Annotated in this window: 30 protein-coding genes; 21 read left to right on the top strand and 9 right to left on the bottom strand. The window is 71.1% G+C overall.

Translation table 11 applies throughout. The features are described 5' to 3' along the window. The first annotated feature begins 274 nt into the window (after window positions 1-274). Both ACOWU6_RS11425 and ACOWU6_RS11420 read left to right on the top strand, forming a co-directional pair. A complete protein-coding gene (locus ACOWU6_RS11425) occupies window positions 275-1207 on the top strand; it encodes a heme o synthase (protein ID WP_271174049.1) in 933 nt (310 codons plus the stop codon). 35 nt (window positions 1208-1242) lie between these two features. Further along, window positions 1243-2733, top strand: a complete 1491-nt coding sequence (locus ACOWU6_RS11420) for an MFS transporter (protein ID WP_282979825.1) — start codon at window positions 1243-1245, stop codon at window positions 2731-2733. Between the two features lie 26 nt (window positions 2734-2759). Here ACOWU6_RS11420 and ACOWU6_RS11415 read toward each other — a convergent pair whose 3' ends face one another. Beyond that, window positions 2760-3155 carry a dinucleotide-utilizing enzyme gene (locus ACOWU6_RS11415; protein ID WP_421075750.1) on the bottom strand — a complete coding sequence of 132 codons (396 nt, stop codon included), beginning with the start codon at window positions 3153-3155 and terminating at the stop codon, window positions 2760-2762. Window positions 3156-3293: 138 nt separating this feature from the next. Between ACOWU6_RS11415 and ACOWU6_RS11410 the strand changes: the two genes are divergently transcribed. Further along, a complete protein-coding gene (locus tag ACOWU6_RS11410) occupies window positions 3294-3761 on the top strand; it encodes a VOC family protein (RefSeq protein WP_421075749.1) in 468 nt (155 codons plus the stop codon). Window positions 3762-3792: 31 nt separating this feature from the next. Continuing rightward, entirely contained in the window at window positions 3793-4311 is a 519-nt protein-coding gene (locus ACOWU6_RS11405; protein ID WP_271174053.1) for a YbhB/YbcL family Raf kinase inhibitor-like protein, read from the top strand. Here the strand turns inward: ACOWU6_RS11405 and ACOWU6_RS11400 are convergent. Further along, window positions 4308-5252 carry a COX15/CtaA family protein gene (locus ACOWU6_RS11400; protein WP_421075748.1) on the bottom strand — a complete coding sequence of 315 codons (945 nt, stop codon included), beginning with the start codon at window positions 5250-5252 and terminating at the stop codon, window positions 4308-4310. The genes ACOWU6_RS11405 and ACOWU6_RS11400 overlap by 4 nt on opposite strands. 234 nt (window positions 5253-5486) lie before the next feature. On the opposite strand from ACOWU6_RS11400, the gene sufB reads away from it, so the two are divergent. The 7 genes from sufB to ACOWU6_RS11365 all read left to right on the top strand — a co-directional run bounded on the left by sufB (window position 5487) and on the right by ACOWU6_RS11365 (window position 12170). Further along, on the top strand, window positions 5487-6905 hold the full coding sequence (gene sufB / locus ACOWU6_RS11395) for a Fe-S cluster assembly protein SufB (protein WP_271174055.1): 1419 nt from the start codon (window positions 5487-5489) through the stop codon (window positions 6903-6905). Further along, window positions 6906-8117 carry a Fe-S cluster assembly protein SufD gene (gene sufD, locus ACOWU6_RS11390; protein WP_271174056.1) on the top strand — a complete coding sequence of 404 codons (1212 nt, stop codon included), beginning with the start codon at window positions 6906-6908 and terminating at the stop codon, window positions 8115-8117. After that, complete coding sequence (locus ACOWU6_RS11385; RefSeq protein WP_271174057.1) at window positions 8114-8440, top strand: non-heme iron oxygenase ferredoxin subunit; 327 nt, start codon at window positions 8114-8116, stop codon at window positions 8438-8440. The genes sufD and ACOWU6_RS11385 overlap by 4 nt, the downstream gene beginning before the upstream one ends. A 1-nt stretch (window position 8441) precedes the next feature. Then, window positions 8442-9212: a Fe-S cluster assembly ATPase SufC gene (gene sufC, locus ACOWU6_RS11380; RefSeq protein ID WP_271174058.1), complete on the top strand. Its 771-nt coding sequence runs from the start codon at window positions 8442-8444 to the stop codon at window positions 9210-9212. A 9-nt stretch (window positions 9213-9221) separates the two neighbouring features. Next, a complete protein-coding gene (locus tag ACOWU6_RS11375; RefSeq protein ID WP_271174059.1) occupies window positions 9222-9551 on the top strand; it encodes a metal-sulfur cluster assembly factor in 330 nt (109 codons plus the stop codon). A 64-nt stretch (window positions 9552-9615) separates the two neighbouring features. Beyond that, window positions 9616-10770 carry a MalY/PatB family protein gene (locus ACOWU6_RS11370; protein WP_282979832.1) on the top strand — a complete coding sequence of 385 codons (1155 nt, stop codon included), beginning with the start codon at window positions 9616-9618 and terminating at the stop codon, window positions 10768-10770. After that, window positions 10767-12170: an MFS transporter gene (locus tag ACOWU6_RS11365; RefSeq protein WP_421075747.1), complete on the top strand. Its 1404-nt coding sequence runs from the start codon at window positions 10767-10769 to the stop codon at window positions 12168-12170. The genes ACOWU6_RS11370 and ACOWU6_RS11365 overlap by 4 nt, the downstream gene beginning before the upstream one ends. A 6-nt stretch (window positions 12171-12176) precedes the next feature. Here ACOWU6_RS11365 and ACOWU6_RS11360 read toward each other — a convergent pair whose 3' ends face one another. After that, on the bottom strand, window positions 12177-12728 hold the full coding sequence (locus ACOWU6_RS11360) for a TetR family transcriptional regulator (protein WP_282979835.1): 552 nt from the start codon (window positions 12726-12728) through the stop codon (window positions 12177-12179). Between the two features lie 72 nt (window positions 12729-12800). On the opposite strand from ACOWU6_RS11360, the gene ACOWU6_RS11355 reads away from it, so the two are divergent. From ACOWU6_RS11355 to ACOWU6_RS11335, 5 genes are all read left to right on the top strand, one after another. Then, window positions 12801-13394, top strand: coding sequence for a biotin transporter BioY (locus tag ACOWU6_RS11355; RefSeq protein ID WP_421075746.1), 594 nt, complete (start codon window positions 12801-12803; stop codon window positions 13392-13394). Continuing rightward, entirely contained in the window at window positions 13387-14094 is a 708-nt protein-coding gene (locus ACOWU6_RS11350; RefSeq protein ID WP_282979837.1) for an energy-coupling factor ABC transporter ATP-binding protein, read from the top strand. Before ACOWU6_RS11355 ends, ACOWU6_RS11350 begins: the two co-directional genes overlap by 8 nt. After that, window positions 14091-14684, top strand: coding sequence for a CbiQ family ECF transporter T component (locus tag ACOWU6_RS11345; RefSeq protein WP_421075745.1), 594 nt, complete (start codon window positions 14091-14093; stop codon window positions 14682-14684). Before ACOWU6_RS11350 ends, ACOWU6_RS11345 begins: the two co-directional genes overlap by 4 nt. Further along, entirely contained in the window at window positions 14684-15013 is a 330-nt protein-coding gene (locus tag ACOWU6_RS11340) for a CHY zinc finger protein (RefSeq protein ID WP_421075744.1), read from the top strand. Before ACOWU6_RS11345 ends, ACOWU6_RS11340 begins: the two co-directional genes overlap by 1 nt. 92 nt (window positions 15014-15105) lie before the next feature. Next, the gene (locus ACOWU6_RS11335) at window positions 15106-16704 is read left to right on the top strand and encodes an ABC-F family ATP-binding cassette domain-containing protein (protein WP_421075743.1); all 1599 of its coding nucleotides are present in this window, start codon (window positions 15106-15108) and stop codon (window positions 16702-16704) included. Window positions 16705-16734: 30 nt separating this feature from the next. Here the strand turns inward: ACOWU6_RS11335 and ACOWU6_RS11330 are convergent, their stop codons facing one another. Genes ACOWU6_RS11330 through ACOWU6_RS11320 form a run of 3 tightly spaced genes read right to left on the bottom strand, consistent with a single transcriptional unit; the run spans window position 16735 to window position 18172 of the window. Then, a complete protein-coding gene (locus ACOWU6_RS11330; RefSeq protein ID WP_421075821.1) occupies window positions 16735-17562 on the bottom strand; it encodes an SURF1 family protein in 828 nt (275 codons plus the stop codon). Next, on the bottom strand, window positions 17562-17789 hold the full coding sequence (locus tag ACOWU6_RS11325; RefSeq protein ID WP_421075742.1) for a hypothetical protein: 228 nt from the start codon (window positions 17787-17789) through the stop codon (window positions 17562-17564). Before ACOWU6_RS11325 ends, ACOWU6_RS11330 begins: the two co-directional genes overlap by 1 nt. Continuing rightward, complete coding sequence (locus tag ACOWU6_RS11320; RefSeq protein ID WP_282979844.1) at window positions 17786-18172, bottom strand: DUF3099 domain-containing protein; 387 nt, start codon at window positions 18170-18172, stop codon at window positions 17786-17788. The genes ACOWU6_RS11325 and ACOWU6_RS11320 overlap by 4 nt, the downstream gene beginning before the upstream one ends. 109 nt (window positions 18173-18281) lie before the next feature. On the opposite strand from ACOWU6_RS11320, the gene fabG reads away from it, so the two are divergent. Further along, entirely contained in the window at window positions 18282-18992 is a 711-nt protein-coding gene (gene fabG / locus ACOWU6_RS11315; protein WP_421075741.1) for a 3-oxoacyl-ACP reductase FabG, read from the top strand. A gap of 9 nt (window positions 18993-19001) precedes the next feature. Here fabG and serB read toward each other — a convergent pair whose 3' ends face one another. Next, entirely contained in the window at window positions 19002-19637 is a 636-nt protein-coding gene (serB, locus tag ACOWU6_RS11310; protein WP_421075740.1) for a phosphoserine phosphatase SerB, read from the bottom strand. Window positions 19638-19695: 58 nt separating this feature from the next. Between serB and ACOWU6_RS11305 the strand changes: the two genes are divergently transcribed. Both ACOWU6_RS11305 and ACOWU6_RS11300 read left to right on the top strand, forming a co-directional pair. Continuing rightward, window positions 19696-20493, top strand: coding sequence for an ABC transporter ATP-binding protein (locus ACOWU6_RS11305; RefSeq protein WP_282979847.1), 798 nt, complete (start codon window positions 19696-19698; stop codon window positions 20491-20493). Between the two features lie 72 nt (window positions 20494-20565). Further along, window positions 20566-20820 carry a type B 50S ribosomal protein L31 gene (locus ACOWU6_RS11300; protein ID WP_271174074.1) on the top strand — a complete coding sequence of 85 codons (255 nt, stop codon included), beginning with the start codon at window positions 20566-20568 and terminating at the stop codon, window positions 20818-20820. A gap of 55 nt (window positions 20821-20875) precedes the next feature. On the opposite strand, the gene ACOWU6_RS11295 is transcribed toward ACOWU6_RS11300, so the two are convergent. Together ACOWU6_RS11295 and ACOWU6_RS11290 are read right to left on the bottom strand one after the other, a co-directional pair. Next, complete coding sequence (locus ACOWU6_RS11295; RefSeq protein ID WP_421075739.1) at window positions 20876-21079, bottom strand: hypothetical protein; 204 nt, start codon at window positions 21077-21079, stop codon at window positions 20876-20878. Between the two features lie 54 nt (window positions 21080-21133). After that, complete coding sequence (locus ACOWU6_RS11290; RefSeq protein WP_271174076.1) at window positions 21134-21349, bottom strand: SCO4848 family membrane protein; 216 nt, start codon at window positions 21347-21349, stop codon at window positions 21134-21136. Between the two features lie 37 nt (window positions 21350-21386). Here ACOWU6_RS11290 and ACOWU6_RS11285 point away from each other — a divergent pair, with 37 nt between their 5' ends. Together ACOWU6_RS11285 and ACOWU6_RS11280 are read left to right on the top strand one after the other, a co-directional pair. After that, window positions 21387-21890, top strand: coding sequence for a GNAT family N-acetyltransferase (locus ACOWU6_RS11285; protein WP_421075738.1), 504 nt, complete (start codon window positions 21387-21389; stop codon window positions 21888-21890). Between the two features lie 104 nt (window positions 21891-21994). Next, window positions 21995-22612, top strand: a 618-nt coding sequence (locus ACOWU6_RS11280) for a DUF222 domain-containing protein (protein ID WP_421075737.1), incomplete at its 3' end; no start/stop codon positions are given.

Raw genomic sequence — 22612 nt, 5'->3', positions numbered from 1 at the left:
GGGGCTTGTGCGCCCGGCTCTCGGTCCGCGGATCCCGTAACACAGGCGAAGCAGACGGCACTCGGGCGCGCGTTTCTGGCCCCAGCATAGCCTCGCGGCGGATGGGGCGTGCCGGTCTGTGACGACCGGTTGCGCCGAGTGTGGCAGAGCGCTGTGACGCGCGGGTGACGTGCGTCTCACGACGCCGGCCGCACGGGTGTGAGGAGGATCCGGGCGGCGCGCCGATGGCCTAGAATCGGATGTGCCTGTGCCAGCCGAGGGGAGACGTGAGCGCATGTCCACGACGATCGTCGATTCGGATCGGACCTCGCGTCAGCGTCTCGGCCGGAAGATCCGCGCGTACGTCGCGCTCACGAAGCCGCGCGTGCTCGAGCTGCTGCTCGTGTCGACCGTGCCGGTCATGTTCCTCGCCGCGAACGGCGTCCCGAACCTCTGGCTCGTGCTCGCGACCGTCATCGGCGGATCGCTGAGCGCCGGGTCCGCGGCCGCGTTCAACATGTACATCGACCGCGACATCGACGCGCACATGGCGCGCACCGAGAACCGGCCGATCGTGACGGGGGAGATCTCGCCCCGCAGCGCGCTCGTGTTCGCGTGGACCCTCGCGATCGTCTCGACCGTCTGGTTCCTGGCGACGACGAATCTCCTGACGGCGTCGCTGTCGGCGTTCGCGATCTTCTTCTACGTCGTGATCTACACGATGATCCTCAAGCGCCGCACCGAGCAGAACATCGTCTGGGGCGGCATCGCCGGGTGCTTCCCGGTGCTCATCGGCTGGGCCGCCGTCACGAACGGCCTGGACTGGGCGCCCTTCATCCTCTTCGCGCTCGTGTTCCTGTGGACGCCGCCGCACTACTGGCCGCTCTCCATCAAGTACGCGGTCGACTACGAGAACACCGACGTCCCGATGCTCGGGGCCACGCGATCGGGATCACAGGTCGGCCTGCAGATCATCCTCTACGCATGGGCGACCGTCGCGTGCTCGCTCCTGCTGATCCCGGTCGCCGGCATGGGCCTCGTGTACTCGGTGTCGGCGCTCGTCTTCGGCGGCTGGTTCATCTACGAGTCGCACCGGCTCTACAACCGCACGGTGCTCGAGCAGGACGGCGAGAGCCGACCGCGCCCGATGCGCGTCTTCCACGCGTCGATCACGTACCTCACGCTCGTCTTCGTCGCCGTCGCGGTCGACCCGCTGCTGCCGTTCTGACGCGTCCGGCGCGCGCAGGGGTAGCGTTCTGAGTGATGACGAACCCTCCCGCGCAGCCGCCGACCCGCTCCATCCCGATCTCCGACCGCCGCCGGTGGGAGGCGTTCTGGGTCTGCGTGAGCGTGTCGGGCTTCACGATCCTCGACATCTCGAAGGTCAACGTCGCGCTCCCTGCGATCGAGACGGCCTTCGGCGCCGGATCGACCGAGCTCCAGCTCGTCGTCTCGGGATACATCCTCGCGTTCGGGCTCGTGCTCGTGCCGATGGGTCGCCTCGGCGACCAGCGGTCACGCAAGTCGCTCCTGCTCATCGGCCTCGTGCTCTTCACGCTGTCGAGCGCCGCGTGCGCGCTCGCGGGCGACATCTGGGTGCTGCTGGCAGCGCGGCTCCTGCAGGGCGTGGCAGCGGGCATCCAGATGCCGCAGGTGATGGGCACCATCCAGCAGCTGTTCACGGGCAGGGAGCGGGGCACCGCCTTCGGTCTCTTCGGCGCGATGATCGGCCTCGCCACGGCCTTCGGCCCCACGATCGGCGGCCTCCTCATCGCGGTCGGCGGGGAGGCCGACGGATGGCGATGGATCTTCTGGATGAACGTCCCCCTGTTCGCGATCGCGTTCGGGCTCGTCCTGTGGCTGCTGCCGGAGCTGCGCAGGCCGAGCCGCGACCCGGTCTCGCTCGACCCCATGGGCGTGCTCCTCTTCGGCGTCGCGGTCGTCGCGCTCATGCTGCCCTTCCTCTTCACGACGGGTTCGCCTGACGACGCCCCCGAGCGGTGGTGGACGCTCGTCGTCTTCGTGCTGTTCGCGGCCGCCTTCGTCGCGTGGGAGCGCGGATACGAGCGCAGGGGCGGCTCGCCCCTCATCACGCTGCGCCTGTTCCGCGTGTCGTCGTTCCGCAACGGCACGATTATCATGGCCGCGTACTTCACGGGCCTGCCGGCCCTGTTCCTGCTCACGACCCTCTTCCTGCAGACCGGCCTCGGCGTGTCCGCGCTGCACGCCGGCATGGTCACGATCGGGTTCGCCCTCGCGAGCGCCGTCTCGTCGTGGTTCGGCGGTCAGCTCGTCGGGCGCTTCGGGCGCCCCGTGGTCGTCGTCGGCCTCGTCCTCGTGCTCGCGACGGTCGTCGGGCTCGCCGTGACCGCGCTGTTCATCCCGCCGGCCGCCACGCCCTGGGCGATGGCCGCGGTGATGGTCGTGGGCGGCCTCGGCGGCGGCATGGTCATCTCGCCCAACCAGACGCTCACTCTCGCCGAGATCCCGCCCGTGCAGGGCGGCGTCGCCGGATCGATCGGGCAGCTCGGACAGCGCGTCGGCACCGCGATCGGCACGGCGGTCGGTCTCTCGCTCTTCTACGCGACGATCTACCGCGAGACGGCCGAGAAGCCGGCGCTCGAGGTGTACCACGACGCCTACGCGATCGGGCTCATGTCGGTCGCGCTCTTCGTCGCGGTCGCGTTCGCTGTCGCCCTCATCGACATGGGGTCGCGACTGCGCCGCGACCGGTCGGGAGCCGGAGAGGCCTGAGCCGCCCCGGCACCCGACCTGCGCCCTCAGCGGATCTCGGCGGGCTCCGAGATGGCCGGCGCGGTGTGCACGTGCGCGGCCGGCTCATCGTCGGCGGGCTCGTCGTCGATGGGCTCGTCCTCGGCGGACGCCGCCGGGGCCTGCGCTTCGGCGGCGCGCGGCGCGACGAGGGCCTTCGCGGCGGCGAGGGCGAGCGCGAGGATCAGCCCGACGGCGCCCGCGCCCACGAGCCCCGCAGCGAGGGTGATCCAGGCCTGGCCGACGTACACCTCCACGCCGGTCGCCGTGCCGTTCAGGAGCATCTCCTCCATGGTGCCGATGCGGGGCAGAGACAGCGCGAGGCCGCCCGCGATCGCGAGCACGGATGCGAGCACGAGCGTCCAGTACGCGGCGCTGCGGGTCAGACGGGCGGGGTGAGTCATGATCCTCCTCTGTGCGCCGCATCTCGGCGCGGGGTCCACCCTCGCGACCTGGCCAGGGCGCCGTCGATGCGCGGGCTATGCGTCCTCTGTGAACCGCGGCTCTGGTGGTCGCGCCCTCGCGGGCCTATCGTGCCGCCCATGGGCATCAGGATGGAGAACGTCGGCATCGCCGTCCGCGACATCGAGGTCGGCATCGCCGTCCGCGACATCGAGGAGGCGATCGCGTTCTTCCGCGATCTCGGCCTCGCCGTCATCGGGCGCGACGAGGTGAGCGGCGAATGGGCGGACACGGCGGTGGGACTCGACGGCAACCACGCGCGCATCGCGATGCTCGAGACGCCGGATGGGAGCGGACGGCTCGAGCTCTTCGAGTACCTCCACCCCGATGCGCTCGAGACGGAGCCGACCCTCCCGAACGAGATCGGGATGCACCGCGTCGCGTTCTCGGTCGACGACCTCGACGCGGCGCTCGAGATCGCCGCCCGGCACGGCTGTCGCCCGCTGCGCGGCGTCGCGGACTACCAGGGGGTCTACCGCCTGACCTACCTGCGCGGCCCGAGCGGCATCCTCGTGATGCTCGCGGAGGAGCAGCGGCGCTCTCGCTAGTCTGGACGCGACGCCGATCGGAAGGAGTCCTGTGTTCTCATACGATCCGTACGCCGAGCTCGCGACGCTGCGCAGCTTCGCGCCGCTCGCGCTCACGAGCACCGACATCGCCGAGGGGCAGCCGCTGCCTCTCGCGCAGTGGGGATCCGCCGGCGGCGGCTCCGACACGTCGCCCCAGCTCAGCTGGTCGGGCGCGCCGGAGGGAACGCGGTCGTACGCCGTGTCGTGCTTCGACCCGGATGCGCCCACGGGCGCCGGCTACTGGCACTGGGCGGTCTACGACGTGCCCGCCGACGTGACGTCGTTCGCGACGGGCGAGGCGGGGCGCACGCCCGGCATCACCCTGCGCAACGAGGCGGGGGTCCCCGGCTACATCGGCGCGGGGCCGCCTCCGGGCACGGGGGTCCACCGCTACTTCTTCGTCGTGGACGCCCTCGACGTCGAGCACCTCGACATCACGTCGGACGCGACGCCGTCGATCCTCGGATTCCAGCGTCATTTCCACTCGCTGGCCCGCGGCATCCTCGTCGCGACCGCGACGGCCGATTAGTCGCGGGGGAGCGCAGCGGGCGTCTTCATCCGCAGCACGACCACCGTGAACGTCGCTGCCGACAGCGCGGCGAGCACCATGTGGATGCCGACGAGCAGCTCGGGCAGGCCGTTCCTCGCCTGGATCACTCCCACGAGGATCTGCACGCCGATCGCGAGCAGCAGCACGGCCATCCAGCGGCGCGTCGGCAGGCGGAGCGTCCAGGCGGCCGCGAGGAGCACGACGACGAGCCCGAGCAGGATGTAGCCGGGCCAGGAGTGCACGTGGGCGAGGACCGTCGCGTCGAACCCGCGGCGGATCACCTCGGCGTCGCCCGAGTGCGGGCCGGAGCCGGTCGTCAGGACGCCGAAGAGGATCGTCACCGCGAGCACGAGGGACGTGACGTGCGTGAGGATCAGGTACCAGCGGGGGACCGCGAGGCTGCGCGGTCCCGGTGCGTCGTACGCGCGGACGAGGAACGCCGCGGTCAGGCACACGAGGGTGAGCGACGCGGCGTAGTGGAAGCCGACGATGAAGGGGTTCAGCCCCGTCCACACGGTGATGCCGCCGACCACGGCCTGCGCGACGATGCCGCCGAGCACGATCGCCGCGAGCGCGAACAGATCGCGGCGCTCGGTGCGCATCCGCCACACGAGCACGAGCACGGCGAGGGCGACGAGGCCGACGACGCCCGTCATCGTGCGGTTGCCGAACTCGATGAGTCCGTGCACGCCCATCTCGGGGGTCGGAACGAGCGACTCCGGCGTGCACAGCGGCCACTCCGAGCAGCCCAGGCCCGACCCCGTGAGGCGCACGGCGCCGCCCGTGCCGATGATGACCGTCTCGGCGATGAACGACAGCCAGGCCGCGACGCGCACGCGCGCGTCGACCGCGGTCGGAAGCCAGGAGACGAACCGCGTGCGCAGGTCGGCGGCGGCGGATGGTGCGGTGTCGGCGGGCATGGCGAGGCGCCTCCTGCGGTTCGCCTGAGCGTCCGGCGCGAACGGCGCCGAACGAGGCGGAACCTGTAGAATCGTGGGTGACTGAGGATGCGGGCGCGTGCGCTCAGCGCATCCACTAACAGTGTAGGCGCGAGCGATCGCGCCGGAAGCCGGGTCCCACAGACGGCCGCTCCGCTCCGAGCGACCGGGGCGGATGACACCGCTGCGAGACCCCTGAGGAGAGTGTGAAGCGTCATGTCTGATGTGCTGATCGACCGCCCCGAGCTCGAAGGACTGGGGGTGTACGAGTTCGGATGGCACGATGCCGACGCGGCTGGCGCGAGCGCCAGGCGCGGCCTCAGCGAGGCCGTCGTGCGCGACATCTCGGCCCTCAAGAGCGAGCCGGAATGGATGCTCAAGAACCGTCTCAAGGGCCTCCAGCTCTTCGGACGCAAGCCGATGCCGACGTGGGGCGCCGACCTCAGCGAGATCGACTTCGACAACATCAAGTACTTCGTCCGCTCCACCGAGAAGCAGGCGCAGTCCTGGGAGGACCTCCCCGAGGACATCAAGAACACGTACGAGCGCCTCGGCATCCCCGAGGCCGAGCGCCAGCGCCTCGTCGCGGGCGTCGCGGCTCAGTACGAGTCGGAGGTCGTGTACCACCAGATCCGCGAGGACCTGGAGGCGCAGGGCGTCATCTTCATGGACACCGACACCGCGCTGCGCGAGCACCCCGAGTTCTTCGAGGAGTACTTCGGCACGGTCATCCCGGCCGGCGACAACAAGTTCGCCGCGCTGAACACGGCCGTCTGGTCGGGCGGCTCGTTCGTCTACGTGCCCAAGGGCGTCCACGTCGAGATCCCGCTCCAGGCCTACTTCCGCATCAACACGGAGAACATGGGCCAGTTCGAGCGGACGCTCATCATCGCCGACGAGGACTCGTACGTCCACTACATCGAGGGCTGCACGGCTCCCATCTACAAGAGCGACTCGCTGCACTCGGCGGTCGTCGAGATCATCGTGAAGAAGAACGCCCGCGTGCGCTACACGACGATCCAGAACTGGTCGAACAACGTCTACAACCTCGTCACCAAGCGCGCGATCGCGCACGAGGGCGCGACGATGGAGTGGATCGACGGCAACATCGGCTCCAAGGTGACGATGAAGTACCCGTCGATCTTCCTCATGGGCGAGCGCGCCAAGGGCGAGACCCTCTCGGTCGCCTTCGCGGGCCCCGGCCAGCACCAGGACGCGGGCGCGAAGATGATCCACATGGCGCCGTACACGCAGTCGTCGATCGTCTCGAAGTCGATCGCCCGCGGCGGCGGCCGCGCCGGCTACCGCGGCGAGGTGCGCGTCGACGCGAACGCGCACCACTCGGCGAACACCGTGCGCTGCGACGCGCTCCTGGTCGACACGATCTCGCGCAGCGACACCTACCCGGCGATCGACATCCGCGTCGACGACGTGCAGCTCGGCCACGAGGCGACCGTCTCGAAGGTCAGCGAGGAGCAGCTGTTCTACCTCATGAGCCGCGGCCTCCCCGAGGACGAGGCGATGGCCATGATCGTGCGCGGGTTCATCGAGCCGATCGCGCGCGAGCTGCCCATGGAGTACGCACTGGAGCTCAACAAGCTCATCGAGATGGGCATGGAAGGATCGGTCGGCTAGATGACGACCCCGACGCAGGCGCCGGAGCAGACGGCGCAGGACACGCACGCTCACGTGGACCCGGCCGCGGCTCTCCGCGACGACGCCGTCGTCCCCGTCCAGACGCGCTCGGAGCGGCTCCGCTCCTACGAGCCGGCCGACTTCGGCACGCCCACGGGCCGCGAGGTCAACTGGAAGCACACGCCCGTCGACCGCATCGCGCCGCTCTTCGCGGTCGCCGACGCGAACGACGGCGTGACCACGACCTTCGTCTCGGGCGGGCAGTACGCCGCGGCACCCCTCGCCGCCGGCACGGCGCCGCGCGGCGAGTTCTTCGAGCCCGAGGACCTGCCGGCCGCCGTGGCCTGGCAGGGGGCCGCCGAGGCGCTGCACATCCGCGTTCCGCGCGAGGAGGAGGTCGCCGAGCCGATCGTCGTCCTCGTCGACGGCCAGGGCGCTGACCGCCGCGCTGACGCGCACATCGTGATCGAGGCGCTCGAGCTGTCGAAGGCCACCGTCGTGCTGCGGCACACGGGCACGGCCCAGTACGCGCAGAACGTCGAGATCCTCGTGCGCGACGGCGCCCAGCTCACGGTCGTCTCGGTGCAGCAGTGGGACGACTCGGCCGTGCACGCCGCTGCCCACCAGGCGCGCGTCGACCGCGACGCGACGCTCCGCCACGTCGTCGTGAGCTTCGGCGGCGGCGTCGTCCGGGTGAACCCGAACGTCGAGCTCGCCGGCCAGGGCGCGAACGGCGAGGTCTACGGCCTCGCGTTCGCCGACGACGGCCAGCACCTCGAGAGCCAGGTCTACCTCTTCCACAAGGGCCCGGAGACGACCGGCGACGTGCTCTACAAGGGCGCGCTGCAGGGCCTCACGGCCCGCTCGGTCTGGATCGGCGACGTGCTCATCGGCCCCGACGCGACCGGGACCGACTCCTACGAGGCGAACCGCAACCTCATCCTCACGAACGGGGCGCGCGCGGACTCGATCCCGAACCTCGAGATCCAGACCGGCGACATCAAGGGCGCCGGCCACGCGTCCGCGACCGGTCGATTCGATGACGAGCAGCTGTTCTACCTCCAGGCGCGCGGCATCACCGAGGCCGAGGCGCGCCGCCTCGTCGTCCTCGGCTTCCTGAACGAGATCGCGCAGAAGATCGACGTGCCGGGCCTGCAGGACGAGCTCGTCGCCGCGATCGAGAAGGAGCTCGCAGACGGGGCGGCGGCATGACCGCGTCCCGTGTGTGCTCGTTCAGCGAGCTCGAGCCCGACACCGCGCTGAGGGTCGTCGTCGACGGCGTGCCGATCGCGGTCGTGCGCGACTCGAACGACGAGGTGCACGCGATCGGCGATGTCTGCACGCACGGCGACATCTCGCTGTCCGAGGGCTTCGTCGAGGGCGAATCGCTCGAGTGCTGGGCCCACGGCTCGGCCTTCTCGCTCCGCACGGGCAAGCCCCTGAACCTCCCCGCTTACGAGCCCGTCCCGGTCTACGTCGTCCAGATCGACGGCGACGACGTGCTCATCGACCCGAATGTGAAGAAGGAAATCTGAAATGGCAGTCCTCGAGATCCGCGACCTGCACGTGACGGTCGAGACCGATGAGGGTACGACGCCCATCCTCAACGGCGTCAACCTCACCGTGAAGACGGGCGAGACCCACGCGATCATGGGCCCCAACGGCTCGGGCAAGTCGACCCTCGCGTCGACCATCGCCGGTCACCCGAAGTACACCGTGACCTCCGGCTCGATCACGCTCGACGGCGAGGACGTCCTCGAGATGTCGGTCGACGAGCGCGCCCGCGCCGGCCTGTTCCTCGCGATGCAGTACCCGGTCGAGATCCCCGGCGTGACGGTGACGAACTTCCTCCGCACCGCCAAGACCGCGCTCGACGGCGAGGCGCCGGCGATCCGCACGTGGACCAAGCAGGTCAAGGAGGGCATGAAGAACCTCCGGATGGACGACAGGTTCGCGCAGCGCAACGTCAACGAGGGCTTCTCGGGCGGCGAGAAGAAGCGCCACGAGATCCTCCAGCTCGAGCTCCTCAAGCCGCAGCTGGCCATCCTCGACGAGACCGACTCGGGGCTCGACGTCGACGCGCTCAAGATCGTCTCGGAGGGCGTGAACCGCGCCAAGGAGAACACCGGCCTCGGCGTCCTCCTCATCACGCACTACACGCGCATCCTCCGCTACATCAAGCCGGACTTCGTGCACGTCATGGTCAAGGGCCAGGTCGTCGAGGAGGGCGGGCCGGAGCTCGCCGAGCGCCTCGAGAACGAGGGCTACGACCGGTACTTCGCCCCCGGCGAGCCGATCGAGGCGTAGGCTCGCGACATGTCCGCGACCCTCACCCCGGAGAAGTACGACGAGGTCATCGAGGCCCTCAAGGAGGTCATGGACCCCGAGCTCGGCGTCAACGTCGTCGACCTCGGGCTCATCTACGACCTCGCGTGGGACGACGAGAACGACGCGCTCGTCATCCACATGACGCTCACGAGCGCCGGGTGCCCGCTGACCGACGTGCTCGAGGAGCAGACGGCCCAGGCCCTCGATGGCGTGGTCGACCGCTTCCGCATCAACTGGGTGTGGATGCCGCCGTGGGGTCCCGAGCGGATCACCGACGACGGGCGCGACATGATGCGCGCCCTCGGATTCGCGATCTGAGACCGACCGACACGGAACGACCCGGAGCCGCGGCTCCGGGTCGTTCCGCGTCTAGGCTCGAAGGGTGACCACCCCCCTCGACGCCCTGCCCCTGGAGACCCTGCGCACCCGAACGAGCACGAAGTGGGCGACGTACCCCGCCGACGTCCTGCCGCTCTTCGTGGCCGAGACGGACTTCCCGCTCGCCCCGGCCATCTCGCAGGCGCTCACCGCGGCGGTCGAGCGCGGCGACACGGGGTACGTGCCCCCGCGCACGCGCTATCCGGAGGCGTTCGCGGGCTTCGCGAGCCGCCGCTACGGCTGGGAGGTCGATCCCGCGCGCGTGCGCACGACGTGCGACGTCATGATGGGCGTCGCCGAGGCCATCCGCGCGGTGGCCGCCCCCGGCGAGGGCGTCATCGTCACGCCGCCGGTCTACCCGCCCTTCTTCGCGGTGCACGAGGAGTCGGCCACCGAGGCCATCCGCGTCCCCCTGGTTCGCACCGACGCCGGCTGGCAGCTCGACCTCGACGGCATCGACGCGGCGTTCGCGGCCGGCGCGAAGGCCATCCTGCTCTGCAACCCGCACAATCCGACCGGCACGGTGCACGCGCGCGAGGCGCTCGCGGAGCTGGCCGAGATCGCCGCGCGCCACGGCGCGTGGGTGATCAGCGATGAGATCCACGCGCCGCTCGTGCTGCCCGGCGCGGAGTACACGCCGTTCCTCGCGGCGAGCGAGACGGCGGCCGAGGTCGGCATCGCCCTCACGAGCGCGAGCAAGGCGTTCAACCTCGCGGGGCTCAAATGCGCGCATTTCGTCACGGCCTCCGACGCCGCGCACGCCGTCGTGAGCCGGATCCCCATGGAGGTCGAGTGGCGCACGGGGCTGTTCGGCATCCTCGCGGGGATCGCGGCGTTCGAGGACGGCGACGGATGGCTGGACGCCCTGATCGCGCGACTCGACGCCAACCGCGCCCTGCTCGCGGACCTGCTCGCGGAGCACGTGCCCGGCGCGCGCTATCTGCCGGGCGACGCCGGCTTCCTCGCCTGGGTCGACCTCGGCGCGCTCGGATGGGGCGACGACCCGTCGCGGCGCATCCTCAAGGACGCGAAGGTCGCGCTCAACCCCGGACCGTCCTTCGGCGCGGAGGGCGCGGGATTCGCGCGCATCAACTACGGCACCGGACCGGAGATCCTCGAGGCGGCCATCCGGCGCATCGGCGCGCTCATCGCGTCGTGAGCGGGGTCGATCCCCGCGCCGCCGCGTCGGGGCAGGTGCCGGTCGTGCCCGCGACCGCGGGGCCGAGCATCTGGCGGAGGCCGTACCTCCTCACGACGCTCGGCGCGGTGGCGCTCATCTTCCTCGCCGCGCTCCAGTCCCTCGCCGTCACCACGGTGATGCCGGTCGTGGCGAGCGACCTGAACGGCGAGGCCCTGTACGCTGTCGCGTTCTCGGGGACGTTCGCGACCGCGGTGATCGGGATGGTCGCGGCCGGCGCGTGGTCGGATCGGACGGGGCCCGTCGCACCGCTCTTCACGGCGGCGCTGTTCTTCGTCGCGGGCCTTGCGATCGACGCGCTCGCGGGCGACATGACGACGCTCGTCGTCGGGCGGCTCATCATGGGACTCGGCTCGGGAGGCCAGGTCGTCGCGCTCTACGTCGTCGTCGCACGCGTCTTCCCCGCGCAGGTGCAGGGTCGGGTCATGGCGGCGTTCTCGGCCGCGTGGATCGTCCCCTCGCTCGTCGGCCCGCTGCTTGCGGGCGCGGTCACCCAGTACCTCCACTGGCGGTGGGTCTTCGCGGGGATCGCGATCCTCACGGTCGCGGCCTTCGCGATGATCGCGCCCAGCCTGCGGGGCCTTCGCACGTCTCCGGAGGAGCCGCACATGGGCGGCATCGCGCGACGCCTCCTGTTCGCGGTCGTCGTCGCGGTCGGGGCCCTCGCGCTCAGCTTCTCCGGCGAGATCGAGGGCGCGCTCGGCTGGCTCGCGGCGGCCGCATCGCTCCTCGTCGTCGCGGCGGCCATCCTGCCGCTCCTGCCGGCGCGGACGATCCGCCTCGCTCGCGGACTGCCGAGCGTCATCGTGATGCGCGGGCTCATCGCGGGTGCGCTCTTCGGCGCCGAGATCTACGTGCCGTACCTGCTCATCGATCGCTTCGGGTTCTCTCCGACGACGGCGGGGGCCGGTCTCACCGTCGCGGCGCTCACCTGGGCTGCGTCGGCGGAGCTGTCGGGGCGATTCGGAGATCGGATGGGGAACCGCCGCATCGCGCTGCTGGGCGCCGCCCTGCTCGCGGTCGCCCTCACCGCGTGCATGCTCACGGCCGCGCTCGGCCTGCCGGCCTGGGTGCCGATCGGCTTCTGGGGCTTCGCGGGACTCGGCATGGGCCTCGTCTACCCTCGGCTCACCGTGCTCACGATCGCCTACTCATCGGCTCGCAACCAGGGGTTCAACTCCTCGGCGCTCCAGATCAGCGACTCGGTGGGGGCGTCGGCGACGATGGCGGTCATGGGGCTCGCGTTCACGGCCCTCGGGGGCGCGTCGGGCGCGTTCGCCGCGGTCTTCGGCATCGGGCTCCTGCTTGCGCTGGCCGCGCTCGTCCCCGGGCTGCGCCTGGGCCACGCGCGCGAGGTCTGAGCGCGCTCAGCCGGCGCCGAGACCCGCGAGGATCACCGCGACGCCGTGCCGGAAGTCGGCATCCGCTGCGTCGGCGCCGTCACCCGGCACGACACCCAGCTCGGCGGCCTGCAGCCGCTGCTGCACGAGCGACGCGTGCCCGAGGACGAACGGGAGCAGGATGGCGGCCCCGCGGTCGGCGTCGTCCTGCGGGAGCGTCCGGGCGAGCGCCTCGGCGAGCCGTCGGCGGGGGGCGTCTTCGCCGAGCGCGAGCGCCTGCGTGCTCAGCACGACCTCGGCGCCGTCGCGATGCGCGAGAAGCGCGTCGCGGAGGGCGAGCGCGACCTCGGCCGGTGAGGCGTCGTCGTCGACCTCCGCCGCCCGCACGATGCGATCCGCGAGCGCGGCGAGGAGCACCTGCTTGCTGTCGAAGTGCCAGTAGAGCGCGCTGGCGCGCACGTCGAGCTCGGCCGCGAGCCGCCGCATGGTGAGATCACCCAGTCCGTGGGTGTCGAGGATGCGCAGGGCGGCCTCGACGATGCCGGCGCGATCGTTGCGGGCTGTCGTCGCGTCGGCCATGCCCATGAGTATACTGAACGCCGTTCACGTGAACGCTGTTCAGGACGCGTTCCCCGCCGACAGGAGACCCCCATGACCGTGCCGAGCCGTTTCGAGGGCCGCGACATCGCGCGCATCGCCGTGTTCGCCGCTCTCATCATCGCCCTCGGCCTGGTCGGCCCGATCCCGGGCCCGGTCGGCGTGCCGATCACGGCGCAGACGCTGGGCGTGATGCTCGCCGGCGTGGTGCTCGGATGGCGGAACGCGGCCGCCGCGGTGCTCGTGGTCGTCGTGCTGACGGCGGTGGGGCTCCCGGTCCTCGCCGGCGGGCGCGGCGGGCTCGGCGTCTTCGCCGGCCCCACGGCGGGGTATCTGCTCGGCTGGATCCCGGGCGCTGCGGTCGTCGGGCTCATCGCGCACGCGGGCCGTCGCTTCGCGTGGTGGCGGGTGGCCGTCGGCGCCGTCGTCGGCGGGATCGGCGTGATCTACGCGATCGGCGTGCCGGTGCAGGCCCTCGTGATGGGCCTGCCCCTCGGCGATGCTCTCGTCGCGAGCGCCGTGTTCCTGCCGGGCGATCTCATCAAGGCCGCCGTCGCGACGGTGCTCGCGGTCGCGCTGCACCGCGCCTATCCCGTCGCGTTCCCTCGGCGCACGCCGCAGCCCGCCCTGCAGGCCGCCGGTGAGTGACGCGCGCGGGGTCATCCGCCTCGATCGCGTGTCGGTCGAGGTCGGCGGCGCGCGCATCCTGCAGGACGTCTCCGTCGAGCTGCCGCAGCGCCGGATCGCGGTGATCGGCGCGAACGGCTCGGGCAAGTCGACGTTCGCTCGGGTGCTCGACGGACTCGTCGCGCCGACGTCGGGCGTCGTCTCGGTCCACGGCATCGACGTCGTGCGCGAGCCGAAGCGGCTGCGCGAGGCCGTGGGATTCGTGTTCACCGACCCCGACGCGCAGATCCTCATGCCCACTCCGGCCGAGGACGTCGCCCTCTCGCTCAAGGGGAGCGGGCTCTCGCGCGGCGAGGTCGCCGCGGCCGTCGCCCGCGAGCTCGAGCGGCACGGACTCGACGCGCACGCCGACCAGCCCGCCTACAGCCTGTCCGGCGGCCAGAAGCAGCTGCTCGCGCTCGTCTCGGTGCTCATCCGCCGCCCGCGCCTCATCATCGCCGACGAGCCGACGACCCTGCTCGACCTCGGCAACGCGCGTCGCATCGCGGACATCCTCATCGACGAGGTCGTCGCGCAGACCGTGATCGTCACGCACGACCTCGAGCTCGCTGCGCGGTGCGACATCGCGCTCCGGTTCGCGCACGGCCGCCTGATCGAGGTCGGCGAGCCTGACGGCGTGATCGCACGCTACCGAGCGGAGTTCGCGGGGGAGCGCGCGTGATCTCCCTGTACCGGCCCGGCGGCAGCGTCATCCATCGGATGCCCGCGGGCGCGAAGCTCGCGGTCATGGCCGCGCTCGCGCTGGCGATCTCGCTGTGGCCGCACACGCCCCTCACCGCGGTCGCCGCGCTGGTCCTCGTCATCGGGCTCTTCGCCCTCGGCGGCTTCGGGCCACGCGAATGGCTGCGGCAGGTCTGGGCGCTGCGGTGGATCGTCGCCTTCATGGCGGTGACGCAGCTCGTGTTCCTCGGGCCGACGCTGGCCCTCGTCAACACGGTGCGCGTCGCGTCGGTCGTGCTCCTCGCGGCGCTCCTCACGCTCACGACCCGCACGGACGAGCTCCTCTCCGCACTCGAGCGCCTCCTGCGACCGCTCTCGCGGTTCGGCGCGGATCCGTGGCGGATCGCGTTCACGCTCTCCCTCACGATCGCGCTCGTGCCCGTCGTGGCCGACTTCGCACGGCGCATCCGCGAGGCACAGCGCGCGCGGGGCGTGAGGCTCGGATTCCGGGCCGTGCTGCCGCTGCTCGTGATGTCGCTGCGCCATGCCGACGGCGTGGCCGACGCGCTGACCGCCCGCGGGGTCGCGTGATGCCCGTGCGCGTGGGGGAGCACCTCGTCCACGGCGCGGTCGTCGACGCTCAGACGCGGTGCGCGCACTGGCACGGACCGCGCGACGTCCTCGCCATCCGCTTCCCGTGCTGCCGCCGCTGGTATCCGTGCCACTCCTGCCATGAGGAGGCGGCCGGCCACCCGGGCGAGGTGTGGCCCGCGGATGCCGCGGGTGAGCACGCGCTCCTGTGCGGCCGCTGCGGCGAGACGTCGACCATCGCGGAGTACCTCTCGTCCTCGACGTGCGCGCGCTGCGGCGGGGCCTTCAACGAGCGCTGCCGCCTCCACCACGACCTCTACTTCGCGTAGGCGCCTCTCCCAGGAGGCTGAGCGGCGCCCCCGCCTATACTGGGAGGCTGGCCGTTCGGCCGCAGAACCCCCGGAGAGAAACTGGTGCCGCTGTGCTCGCCGTGCACGACCTCGAGATCCGCGTCGGAGCCCGACTCCTCATGTCGGGAGTGGACTTCCGCGTCGGCCCCGGCGACAAGGTCGGGCTCGTCGGCCGCAACGGGGCGGGCAAGACGACCCTGACGAAGGTGCTCGCCGGCGATCTCATCCCCTCCGACGGCACGGTCACGAAGTCGGGCGAGATCGGCTACCTGCCGCAGGACCCGCGCTCCGGCGACCCCGAGGAGACCGCGCGCACGCGCATCTTCAACGCGCGCGACCTCGGCGACCTGGCCGCGGGCATCCGCGAGTCGTCGGAGCGGATGGCGGATGACGACGCCGCCGTCGCCGAGAAGGCGATGAAGCGCTATGCGCGCCTCATGGAGCGGTTCGAGGCGCTCGGCGGCTACGCCGCCGAGGCGGAGGCCGCGTCGATCGCGCACAACCTGTCGCTTCCCGACCGCATCCTCGATCAGCCCCTCAAGACGCTGTCAGGCGGTCAGCGGCGTCGCATCGAGCTCGCGCGCATCCTGTTCTCCGACGCCGAGACGATGATCCTCGACGAGCCCACAAACCACCTCGACGCCGACAGCGTCATCTGGCTGCGCGAGTTCCTCAAGACCTACAAGGGCGGGCTGATCGTCATCAGCCATGACGTCGAGCTCGTCGGGGAGACCGTCAACCGGGTCTTCTACCTCGACGCGAACCGCCAGGTCATCGACATCTACAACATGGGCTGGAAGCACTACCAGCGCCAGAGGGTCGCCGACGAGGAGCGCCGCAAGAAGGAGCGCGCGAACGCCGAGAAGAAGGCGTCGGTGCTGCAGCAGCAGGCAGCGCGCTTCGGGGCGAAGGCGTCGAAGGCCGCGGCCGCGCACCAGATGGTCGCACGGGCCGAGAAGCTCCTCGCGGGTCTCGAGGAGGTGCGCCAGGAGGACCGGGTCGCCAAGCTCCGCTTCCCGAAGCCCGCGCCGTGCGGCAAGACGCCGCTCATGGCGTCGAGCCTGTCGAAGTCGTACGGCGCACTCGAGATCTTCGCGGGCGTCGACCTCGCGATCGACCGCGGCTCGAAGGTCGTCGTGCTCGGTCTCAACGGCGCCGGCAAGACGACGCTCCTGCGCATCCTCGCGGGCGTCGACAAGAGCGACACGGGTCGCATCGAACCCGGACACGGCCTGAAGATCGGCTACTACGCGCAGGAGCACGAGAACCTCGATGTCAAGCGGTCGGTGCTCGAGAACATGGTCTCGGCGGCACCGAACCTCAACGAGACAGAGGCGCGCAAGGTGCTCGGGTCGTTCCTGTTCACGGGCGACGACGTGCACAAGCCCGCCGGAGTGCTCTCGGGCGGCGAGAAGACGCGACTCTCGCTCGCGACGCTCGTCGTGTCGTCTGCGAACGTGCTGCTTCTCGACGAGCCCACCAACAACCTCGACCCCGCGTCGCGCGATGAGATCCTCGGAGCGCTCGCGCACTACGAAGGCGCCGTCGTGCTCGTGTCGCATGACGAGGGCGCGGTCGAGGCGCTGAACCCCGAGCGCGTCCTGCTGCTGCCCGATGGCGTCGAGGACATCTGGAACAAGAGCTACCTCGACCTCATCACCCTCGCGTAGGGCCGGAGCGGCGCTCGCGTAGCGGGCCGATCAGCGGCCGTCGATGAGGGCGTCCTCCTCGTCGGCGTCGCGATCGCGTCGTCGCGCGCGGCGAGGGGGCGTCGGATCGTCATCGTCCTCGTCGCCGAGCGCGTCATCGCGCCGTGCGCGGACCTCGGTGCGGATCATGTAGCCGATGAAGACGAACCCCATGATCGCGAAGAGGATCCACTGGATCGCGTACGACAGGTGCGGCCCCGGGTCGATCTCGGGTGCCTCGAGCGCGTGCGGGCGCGTCGCGGGCGCCGGATCCTCCGAGACCATGAGCCCGTAGGCGTCGACGATCGTGGCGTCGCCCGCGAGCTCCGCGACGGATGGGAGATGGATGGTCGGGAGCTGCCCCTCGGGCGCGCTGCGGCCGGAGGAGGGAAGCGGCTCGCCCGGCTTGAGGCGCACGGTCACCTCGACCTGCCCCTCGGGCGGGGCCGGGACGGCGTCGGGCAGGGCCCCCTCTCCGGGCGGGAGCCAGCCCCGGTCCACGACGAGGATCCGCCCGTCGTCCACGGCGAACGGCACGAGCACCTCGAACGCGCTCGTCCCGCCCTGGGCGCGGTTGCGGACGAGGAGCTGCTCGTCGGCGAGGTACTCGCCCGTGAGGACGACCGGCCGCCACTCGTCGCCCGGGTCGAAGCCCTCGCCGGGCGGGAGGACCTCGTCGAGCGGGGCCGTCGGCGCGTCGTAGTTCCGCTCGATGAGCGCGTTCGCCGCGGACCGCTGCTCGTTGCGGTCGAACTGCCACTGCGACAGGAACGCGCAGGCGACCGCGAAGAGGATGGCGATGAGGACGTACACGCCCCACCGGCCGAGCCGCGAGCGGATCACGAGGGCTCTCCCATCCCGACGCCCTCGACGACCTCGAGGGGGAAGTCACGGCTCGCGAGGAAGTCCCGCAGGAAGTCGACGTGCGCGTCGCACGCGAGCCAGGTCTTCCGGCGGTCGGCCGCGTGGATCTTCGGATTGCGCCAGAGGATGCTCCAGGTCGCGCTCTCGCGGCACCCGGCGCGCGAGCACACGGGTTCGTCGAACCCGCCGCCGAATCCGATCACGCGCGGCCGTCCTCGTCCTCGTCGGCGCGAGCCGCGCCATCCGCTCGGCCGCTCTCGGAGATGCGGAAGACGCCGGGGCTCCCGGGCGCCTCGGAAGGCGTCGAAGCCGCGGGGAGCGCCTGCTGCTCGGGCGCCTGCGCATGCGCGACGCGGCCGGCCTGAGCGGCGTTCGCGATCACGACCGCGATGTAGGGGAGCACGACGGCGCCGATGGCGAAGAGGAACGTGTACCAGCCGTAGGGCACGACGACCACCATGAGGACGAGGCAGAGCGTGCGCACGCCCATCGTCAGGAGGTAGGTGCGCATGCGGTGCGACTCGTCATCGCGGGGAGCGCGATCGAGGGAGGTCGCCGACTGCGGCTGCGGCTTGCGGATCTTCACGGTGCTCTCAGCCTACTTCGCGCCGCCGCGCGCGGGCCGTGAGACGGCGGGAGCGCGGCCCGCATAAGCTGGTCCGGTTCCATCGGCCCAGAACACCGGGAGTCCAGCTGTGACCACTGATCGCGTCGTCCTCGTCACCGGCGGCAACCGCGGCATCGGCCGCGCCATCGCCGAGCGCTTCGTGTCGGAGGGGTACCGGGTCGCCGTCACGGCGCGCAGCGGCGAGGGGCCCGAGGGCGCGCTCACGGTCCGCGCCGACGTGACCGACTCCGCATCGCTCGACGCCGCGTTCACCGAGGTGGAGGAGAAGCTCGGCAACGTCGAGATCCTCGTCGCGAACGCCGGCATCACGAAGGACACGCTCATGCTGCGGATGAGCGAGGAGGACTTCGACGCGGTCGTGGGCACGAACCTCGGCGGGTCGTTCCGCGTCGTCAAGCGCGCGCTCAAGGGGATGATCCGGGCCCGCTTCGGGCGCGTCATCCTCATCTCGAGCGTCGTCGGGCTGTACGGCTCGGCCGGCCAGGTGAACTACGCGTCGTCCAAGAGCGCCCTCGTCGGCTTCGCGCGCTCGCTCACACGCGAGCTCGGCGCCCGCGGGATCACCTCGAACGTCGTCGCCCCGGGGTTCATCGAGACCGACATGACGGCCGAGCTCCCCGAGGAGACGCAGGCCGAGTACCGCAAGGCCATCCCGCTCGGCCGCTACGGAAGCGCCGACGAGGTCGCTGGCGTGACGGCCTGGCTCGCGTCGGACGCCGGGTCGTACATCTCCGGCGCCGTCATCCCGGTCGACGGCGGACTCGGCATGGGGCACTGAGCCCGCTCGTCACGGCAGCAGCGGGATGACCTCGCACAGGTCGACCGGACCGATGGCGAGGGGCGCCGCCTGACGCACCGCCGGCTTCGCGTTGAAGGCGATGCCGAGCCCGGCGGCCGCGATCATCCGGAGGTCGTTCGCGCCGTCGCCGATCGCGATCGTGCGGCGGAGGGGCACGTCGTGCTCCTCCGCCCAGGCGCGCAGCGACGCCGCCTTCGCGTCGGCGTCGACGATCGCGCCGTCGACCTCGCCCGTGAGCACGCCGTCGTCGGCTCGCAGCCGGTTCGCGCGCCAGACATCGACGCCCAGGTCGGGTGCGACGGTGTCGAGGATCTCGTGGAACCCGCCCGAGACGACCCCGACCATCCCGCCCCGCTCGTGCACGGCGGCGACGAGCTCGCGCACTCCCGGTGTCGGCTCGATGCGCGCGAGCACGCGCGCGAAGGATGCGACCGGCACGCCGGCGAGCGCCTTCACGCGCGACCGCAGGCTCTCGGAGAAGTCGACCTCGCCGCGCATCGCGGCCTCGGTGGCCGCCGCGACCTCGGGGCCGCGACCGGCCTCGTCGGCGATCAGCTCGATCACCTCATTGCGGATGAGCGTGGAATCGGCATCGAGGACGACGAGAAAGCGGGTCACGATCAACGAGGGTAGCGGGCGCGCCACGGACGAGCCGACCCGAGCGCCTCGGTAGGCTGGAGGCATGCTCCCCGTGCTCTCGTTCGACGGCGTCGTGGTGCGCCGCAGTGGTCGCAACATCGTCGACGGCATCAGCTGGACCGTCAACGACGACGAACGCTGGGTCGTCCTCGGCCCCAACGGCGCCGGAAAGACCACCCTCCTGCAGATGGCCGACGCGTACCTGCACCCGACCTCCGGCACCGTCGACATCCTCGACGAGCGCCTCGGGCGCACGGATGTCTTCGAGCTGCGTCCGCGCATCGGCTTCGCCTCGAGCGCGCTCGCCAAGCGGATCCCCGCGGAGGAGACTGTGCTGAACACGGTGCTCACGGCGGCGTACTCGGTCACCGGCCGGTGGAACGAGGAGTACGAGGGGATCGACGAGCGCCGCGCCCTGCGCGTGCTCGCCGAGTGGCGACTCGACCACCTCGCCGACCGCGAGTTCGGCACGCTCAGCGACGGGGAGCAGAAGCGCGTGCAGATCGCCCGCGCGATCATGACCGACCCCGAGCTGCTCCTCCTGGATGAGCCCACGGCGAGCCTCGACCTCGGAGCGCGCGAGGTCCTCCTCGAGCTCCTCAGCGGCTACGCGGCCGCTCCCGGGACGCCGGCGATGATCATGGTGACGCACCACGTCGAGGAGATCCCCGTCGGCTTCACGCACGTGCTCCTGCTGCGCGACGGCAAGGCGGTGGCCGCGGGCCCGATCCGCGACACGCTCACGGCCGAGAACCTCACCGCGACGTTCGGTCTCGACATCACGGTCGCCGAGCAGGACGGACGGTACGCGGCTCGCGCGGTGTCCGCGTCCGACGTCTGATAAGCTTGGGCTTTGGTGCTTCTGCGCCCGCAGACTTTCTCATCCGATCGAATCGATCCCGCAAGGACAACCATGAAGACTGACATCCACCCGACGTACCAGCCGGTCGTTTTCCGTGACCTCGGCTCGGGCGAGACCTTCCTCACCCGTTCGACCGCCACGAGCGACAAGACGATCGAGCTCGACGGCGTCGAGTACCCCGTCATCGACGTGGAGATCTCGTCGGCGTCGCACCCGTTCTACACGGGCAAGCAGCGCATCATGGACTCGGCCGGCCGCGTCGAGAAGTTCAACCAGCGCTTCAAGGGCTTCGGCGGCTCCAAGTAAGTCGTCTCGTCCACGAGGAAAGGCCCCGCTTCGGCGGGGCCTTTCCTCGTCTCGGTCACTCGTCGATCTCGATCGTGACGGTGCCGTCGTCGAAGTCGATGACGCCCGGCCCCTTGTCCGGAGAGGGCGCGGGGACGGGCACGATCTGGAGAGCGCGCCACGCCTCATCCGCTTCGTGCGCGCTGGGGCGCCAGACGGCGTCGAACCCGCCGCCGATGGCGGAGACGGGGTACTTGCGACGCAGGCGATCATCGTCCATGGGCTCACCCTAGGCGGTCCGTCGGGCGGCGGCGAGGTCGCGCACCCGCCGGAGTCAGGCGACGAGCGCCCAGACGCCGGCGACCGCGGAGGCGGCCGCGAGCACGAGGGCGGCGCCGATGAGCACTGCGTGCACGGTGTAGAAGGCCGTCCTGCGGCCCTGCTCATCGCGTGCACGGGGGTCCGCTGTCACCCGCTTCCAGAAGCGCGGCCACACCACGACGTTGAAGACGGCGTTGACGAGGAGCAGCACGGCGAGGAGGACGGTCACCCTGCGAGTCTACGAGCCGGTTTGTAGGCTCGACGCCATGGCCATCCGCATCCGCCCCGTCGCTCCGCAGGATCTCGCCGATGTCGAGCGGATCGAGAACGAGGCGGATCGCCTGCTCGTCGACCTGCTCGCCCCGGAGCGGTGGGATCCGGCGCCGGCCGGGGCGGATCGGGTTGCGCAGCCCGGGTTCCTCCTGGTCGCGGAGGGTGACGCGCTCGTCGGGTTCGCGCATGTGCTCGAGGTGGACGGAGCCGCGCATCTCGAGCAGCTGTCGGTGCTGCCCGCCTTCGGTCGTCAGGGGATCGGGCGTCGCCTCGTCGATGCCGTGAAGGACGAGGCGCGGCGGCGCGGACACGCATCCATGACCCTGCGGACCTTCGCGGAGGTGCCCTGGAACGCGCCGTTCTACGCGAGGTGCGGGTTCATCGAGGAGCAGCCGACGACGGCGTTCGAGCGAGGTCTCGTGGCCACGGAGCAGCGGCTCGGGCTGGACCGGCTCGGTCGTCGGATCCAGATGCGCGCCGTATTGCATCGGTCATAGATTCGATCGAGAGTTATCCACAGTTTGGGATTGTTCGGTGGAATGTCCGATGGGGTGGGTAGTGTGGGGGTATGTCGAGGACGATGCCGCGGGAGGATGCGGGGGTGGGTTGGGAGCTCACCCCGGCGGAGGTCGCGGTGACGCGTTCGGCGGTGGAGCGGGCGCGTCGGGCGCGGGCTTTGCGGGCGGAGGCGGATGCGCTGGAGATTGAGGCGCTGGCTGAGGCGGGGGAGGTCGCGCGGGCGCAGCTGGAGAGGTCGGGGGCGGCCTCGTCGCGGTATGACTTCCCGTTCCGGGCGATGGCGGGGGAGTTCGCGGCGGCTCTGGGGGAGTCGAAGGGGCGGATGCAGACCCGCATCTCGGATGCGATGGTGTTGGTGGGGTCGTTCCCGGAGACGTTCGCGGCGCTGGAGGGTGCGCGGATCACGGGTCGGCACGCGGACGTGATCCGGCAGGTCGGGATGCGGCTGCCGGATGGGCTGCGGGAGGTGTTCGAGGCTGCGGCCGTCGGGTACGCGGAGGGTGCGACGCCGTTCGAGACGCGGGTGTTCGCGGAGGCTCTGGCGGAGAGGTTGGATCCGCGGTCGTTCTCGGATCGGCATCGGTCGGCGATGGCGCGGCGGGGTGTGTGGGTGAAGGTGCTCCCGGATGGGACGCAGGCGCTGGAGATCGTGGGCGAGGCGACCCGGATCCAGGCGATCGCCCGGGCCCTGCGCCAGCAC

This window comes from Microbacterium sp. SA156 (assembly GCF_049065455.1).
GTDB classification, from domain to species: domain Bacteria; phylum Actinomycetota; class Actinomycetes; order Actinomycetales; family Microbacteriaceae; genus Microbacterium; species Microbacterium barkeri.
The sequence above is the reverse complement of the archived record's forward strand: the minus strand, read 5'-3'. Positions and strand labels throughout refer to the sequence as shown.

Bases quoted from the DNA above. Each gene is read 5' to 3' on its own strand.
- sufD (WP_271174056.1), top strand. From the start codon at position 6,906: ATGACGACCCCGACGCAGGCGCCGGAGCAGACGGCGCAGGACACGCAC.
- ACOWU6_RS11400 (WP_421075748.1), bottom strand. From the start codon at position 5,252: ATGCCCGCCGACACCGCACCATCCGCCGCCGCCGACCTGCGCACGCGG.
- ACOWU6_RS11340 (WP_421075744.1), top strand. From the start codon at position 14,684: ATGCCCGTGCGCGTGGGGGAGCACCTCGTCCACGGCGCGGTCGTCGAC.
- ACOWU6_RS11355 (WP_421075746.1), top strand. From the start codon at position 12,801: ATGACCGTGCCGAGCCGTTTCGAGGGCCGCGACATCGCGCGCATCGCC.
- ACOWU6_RS11425 (WP_271174049.1), top strand. From the start codon at position 275: ATGTCCACGACGATCGTCGATTCGGATCGGACCTCGCGTCAGCGTCTC.
- ACOWU6_RS11415 (WP_421075750.1), bottom strand. From the start codon at position 3,155: ATGACTCACCCCGCCCGTCTGACCCGCAGCGCCGCGTACTGGACGCTC.
- ACOWU6_RS11305 (WP_282979847.1), top strand. From the start codon at position 19,696: ATGCTCCCCGTGCTCTCGTTCGACGGCGTCGTGGTGCGCCGCAGTGGT.
- ACOWU6_RS11375 (WP_271174059.1), top strand. From the start codon at position 9,222: ATGTCCGCGACCCTCACCCCGGAGAAGTACGACGAGGTCATCGAGGCC.
- ACOWU6_RS11285 (WP_421075738.1), top strand. From the start codon at position 21,387: ATGGCCATCCGCATCCGCCCCGTCGCTCCGCAGGATCTCGCCGATGTC.
- ACOWU6_RS11385 (WP_271174057.1), top strand. From the start codon at position 8,114: ATGACCGCGTCCCGTGTGTGCTCGTTCAGCGAGCTCGAGCCCGACACC.
- ACOWU6_RS11295 (WP_421075739.1), bottom strand. From the start codon at position 21,079: ATGGACGATGATCGCCTGCGTCGCAAGTACCCCGTCTCCGCCATCGGC.
- ACOWU6_RS11410 (WP_421075749.1), top strand. From the start codon at position 3,294: ATGGGCATCAGGATGGAGAACGTCGGCATCGCCGTCCGCGACATCGAG.
- sufC (WP_271174058.1), top strand. From the start codon at position 8,442: ATGGCAGTCCTCGAGATCCGCGACCTGCACGTGACGGTCGAGACCGAT.
- ACOWU6_RS11300 (WP_271174074.1), top strand. From the start codon at position 20,566: ATGAAGACTGACATCCACCCGACGTACCAGCCGGTCGTTTTCCGTGAC.
- ACOWU6_RS11360 (WP_282979835.1), bottom strand. From the start codon at position 12,728: ATGGCCGACGCGACGACAGCCCGCAACGATCGCGCCGGCATCGTCGAG.
- sufB (WP_271174055.1), top strand. From the start codon at position 5,487: ATGTCTGATGTGCTGATCGACCGCCCCGAGCTCGAAGGACTGGGGGTG.
- ACOWU6_RS11420 (WP_282979825.1), top strand. From the start codon at position 1,243: ATGACGAACCCTCCCGCGCAGCCGCCGACCCGCTCCATCCCGATCTCC.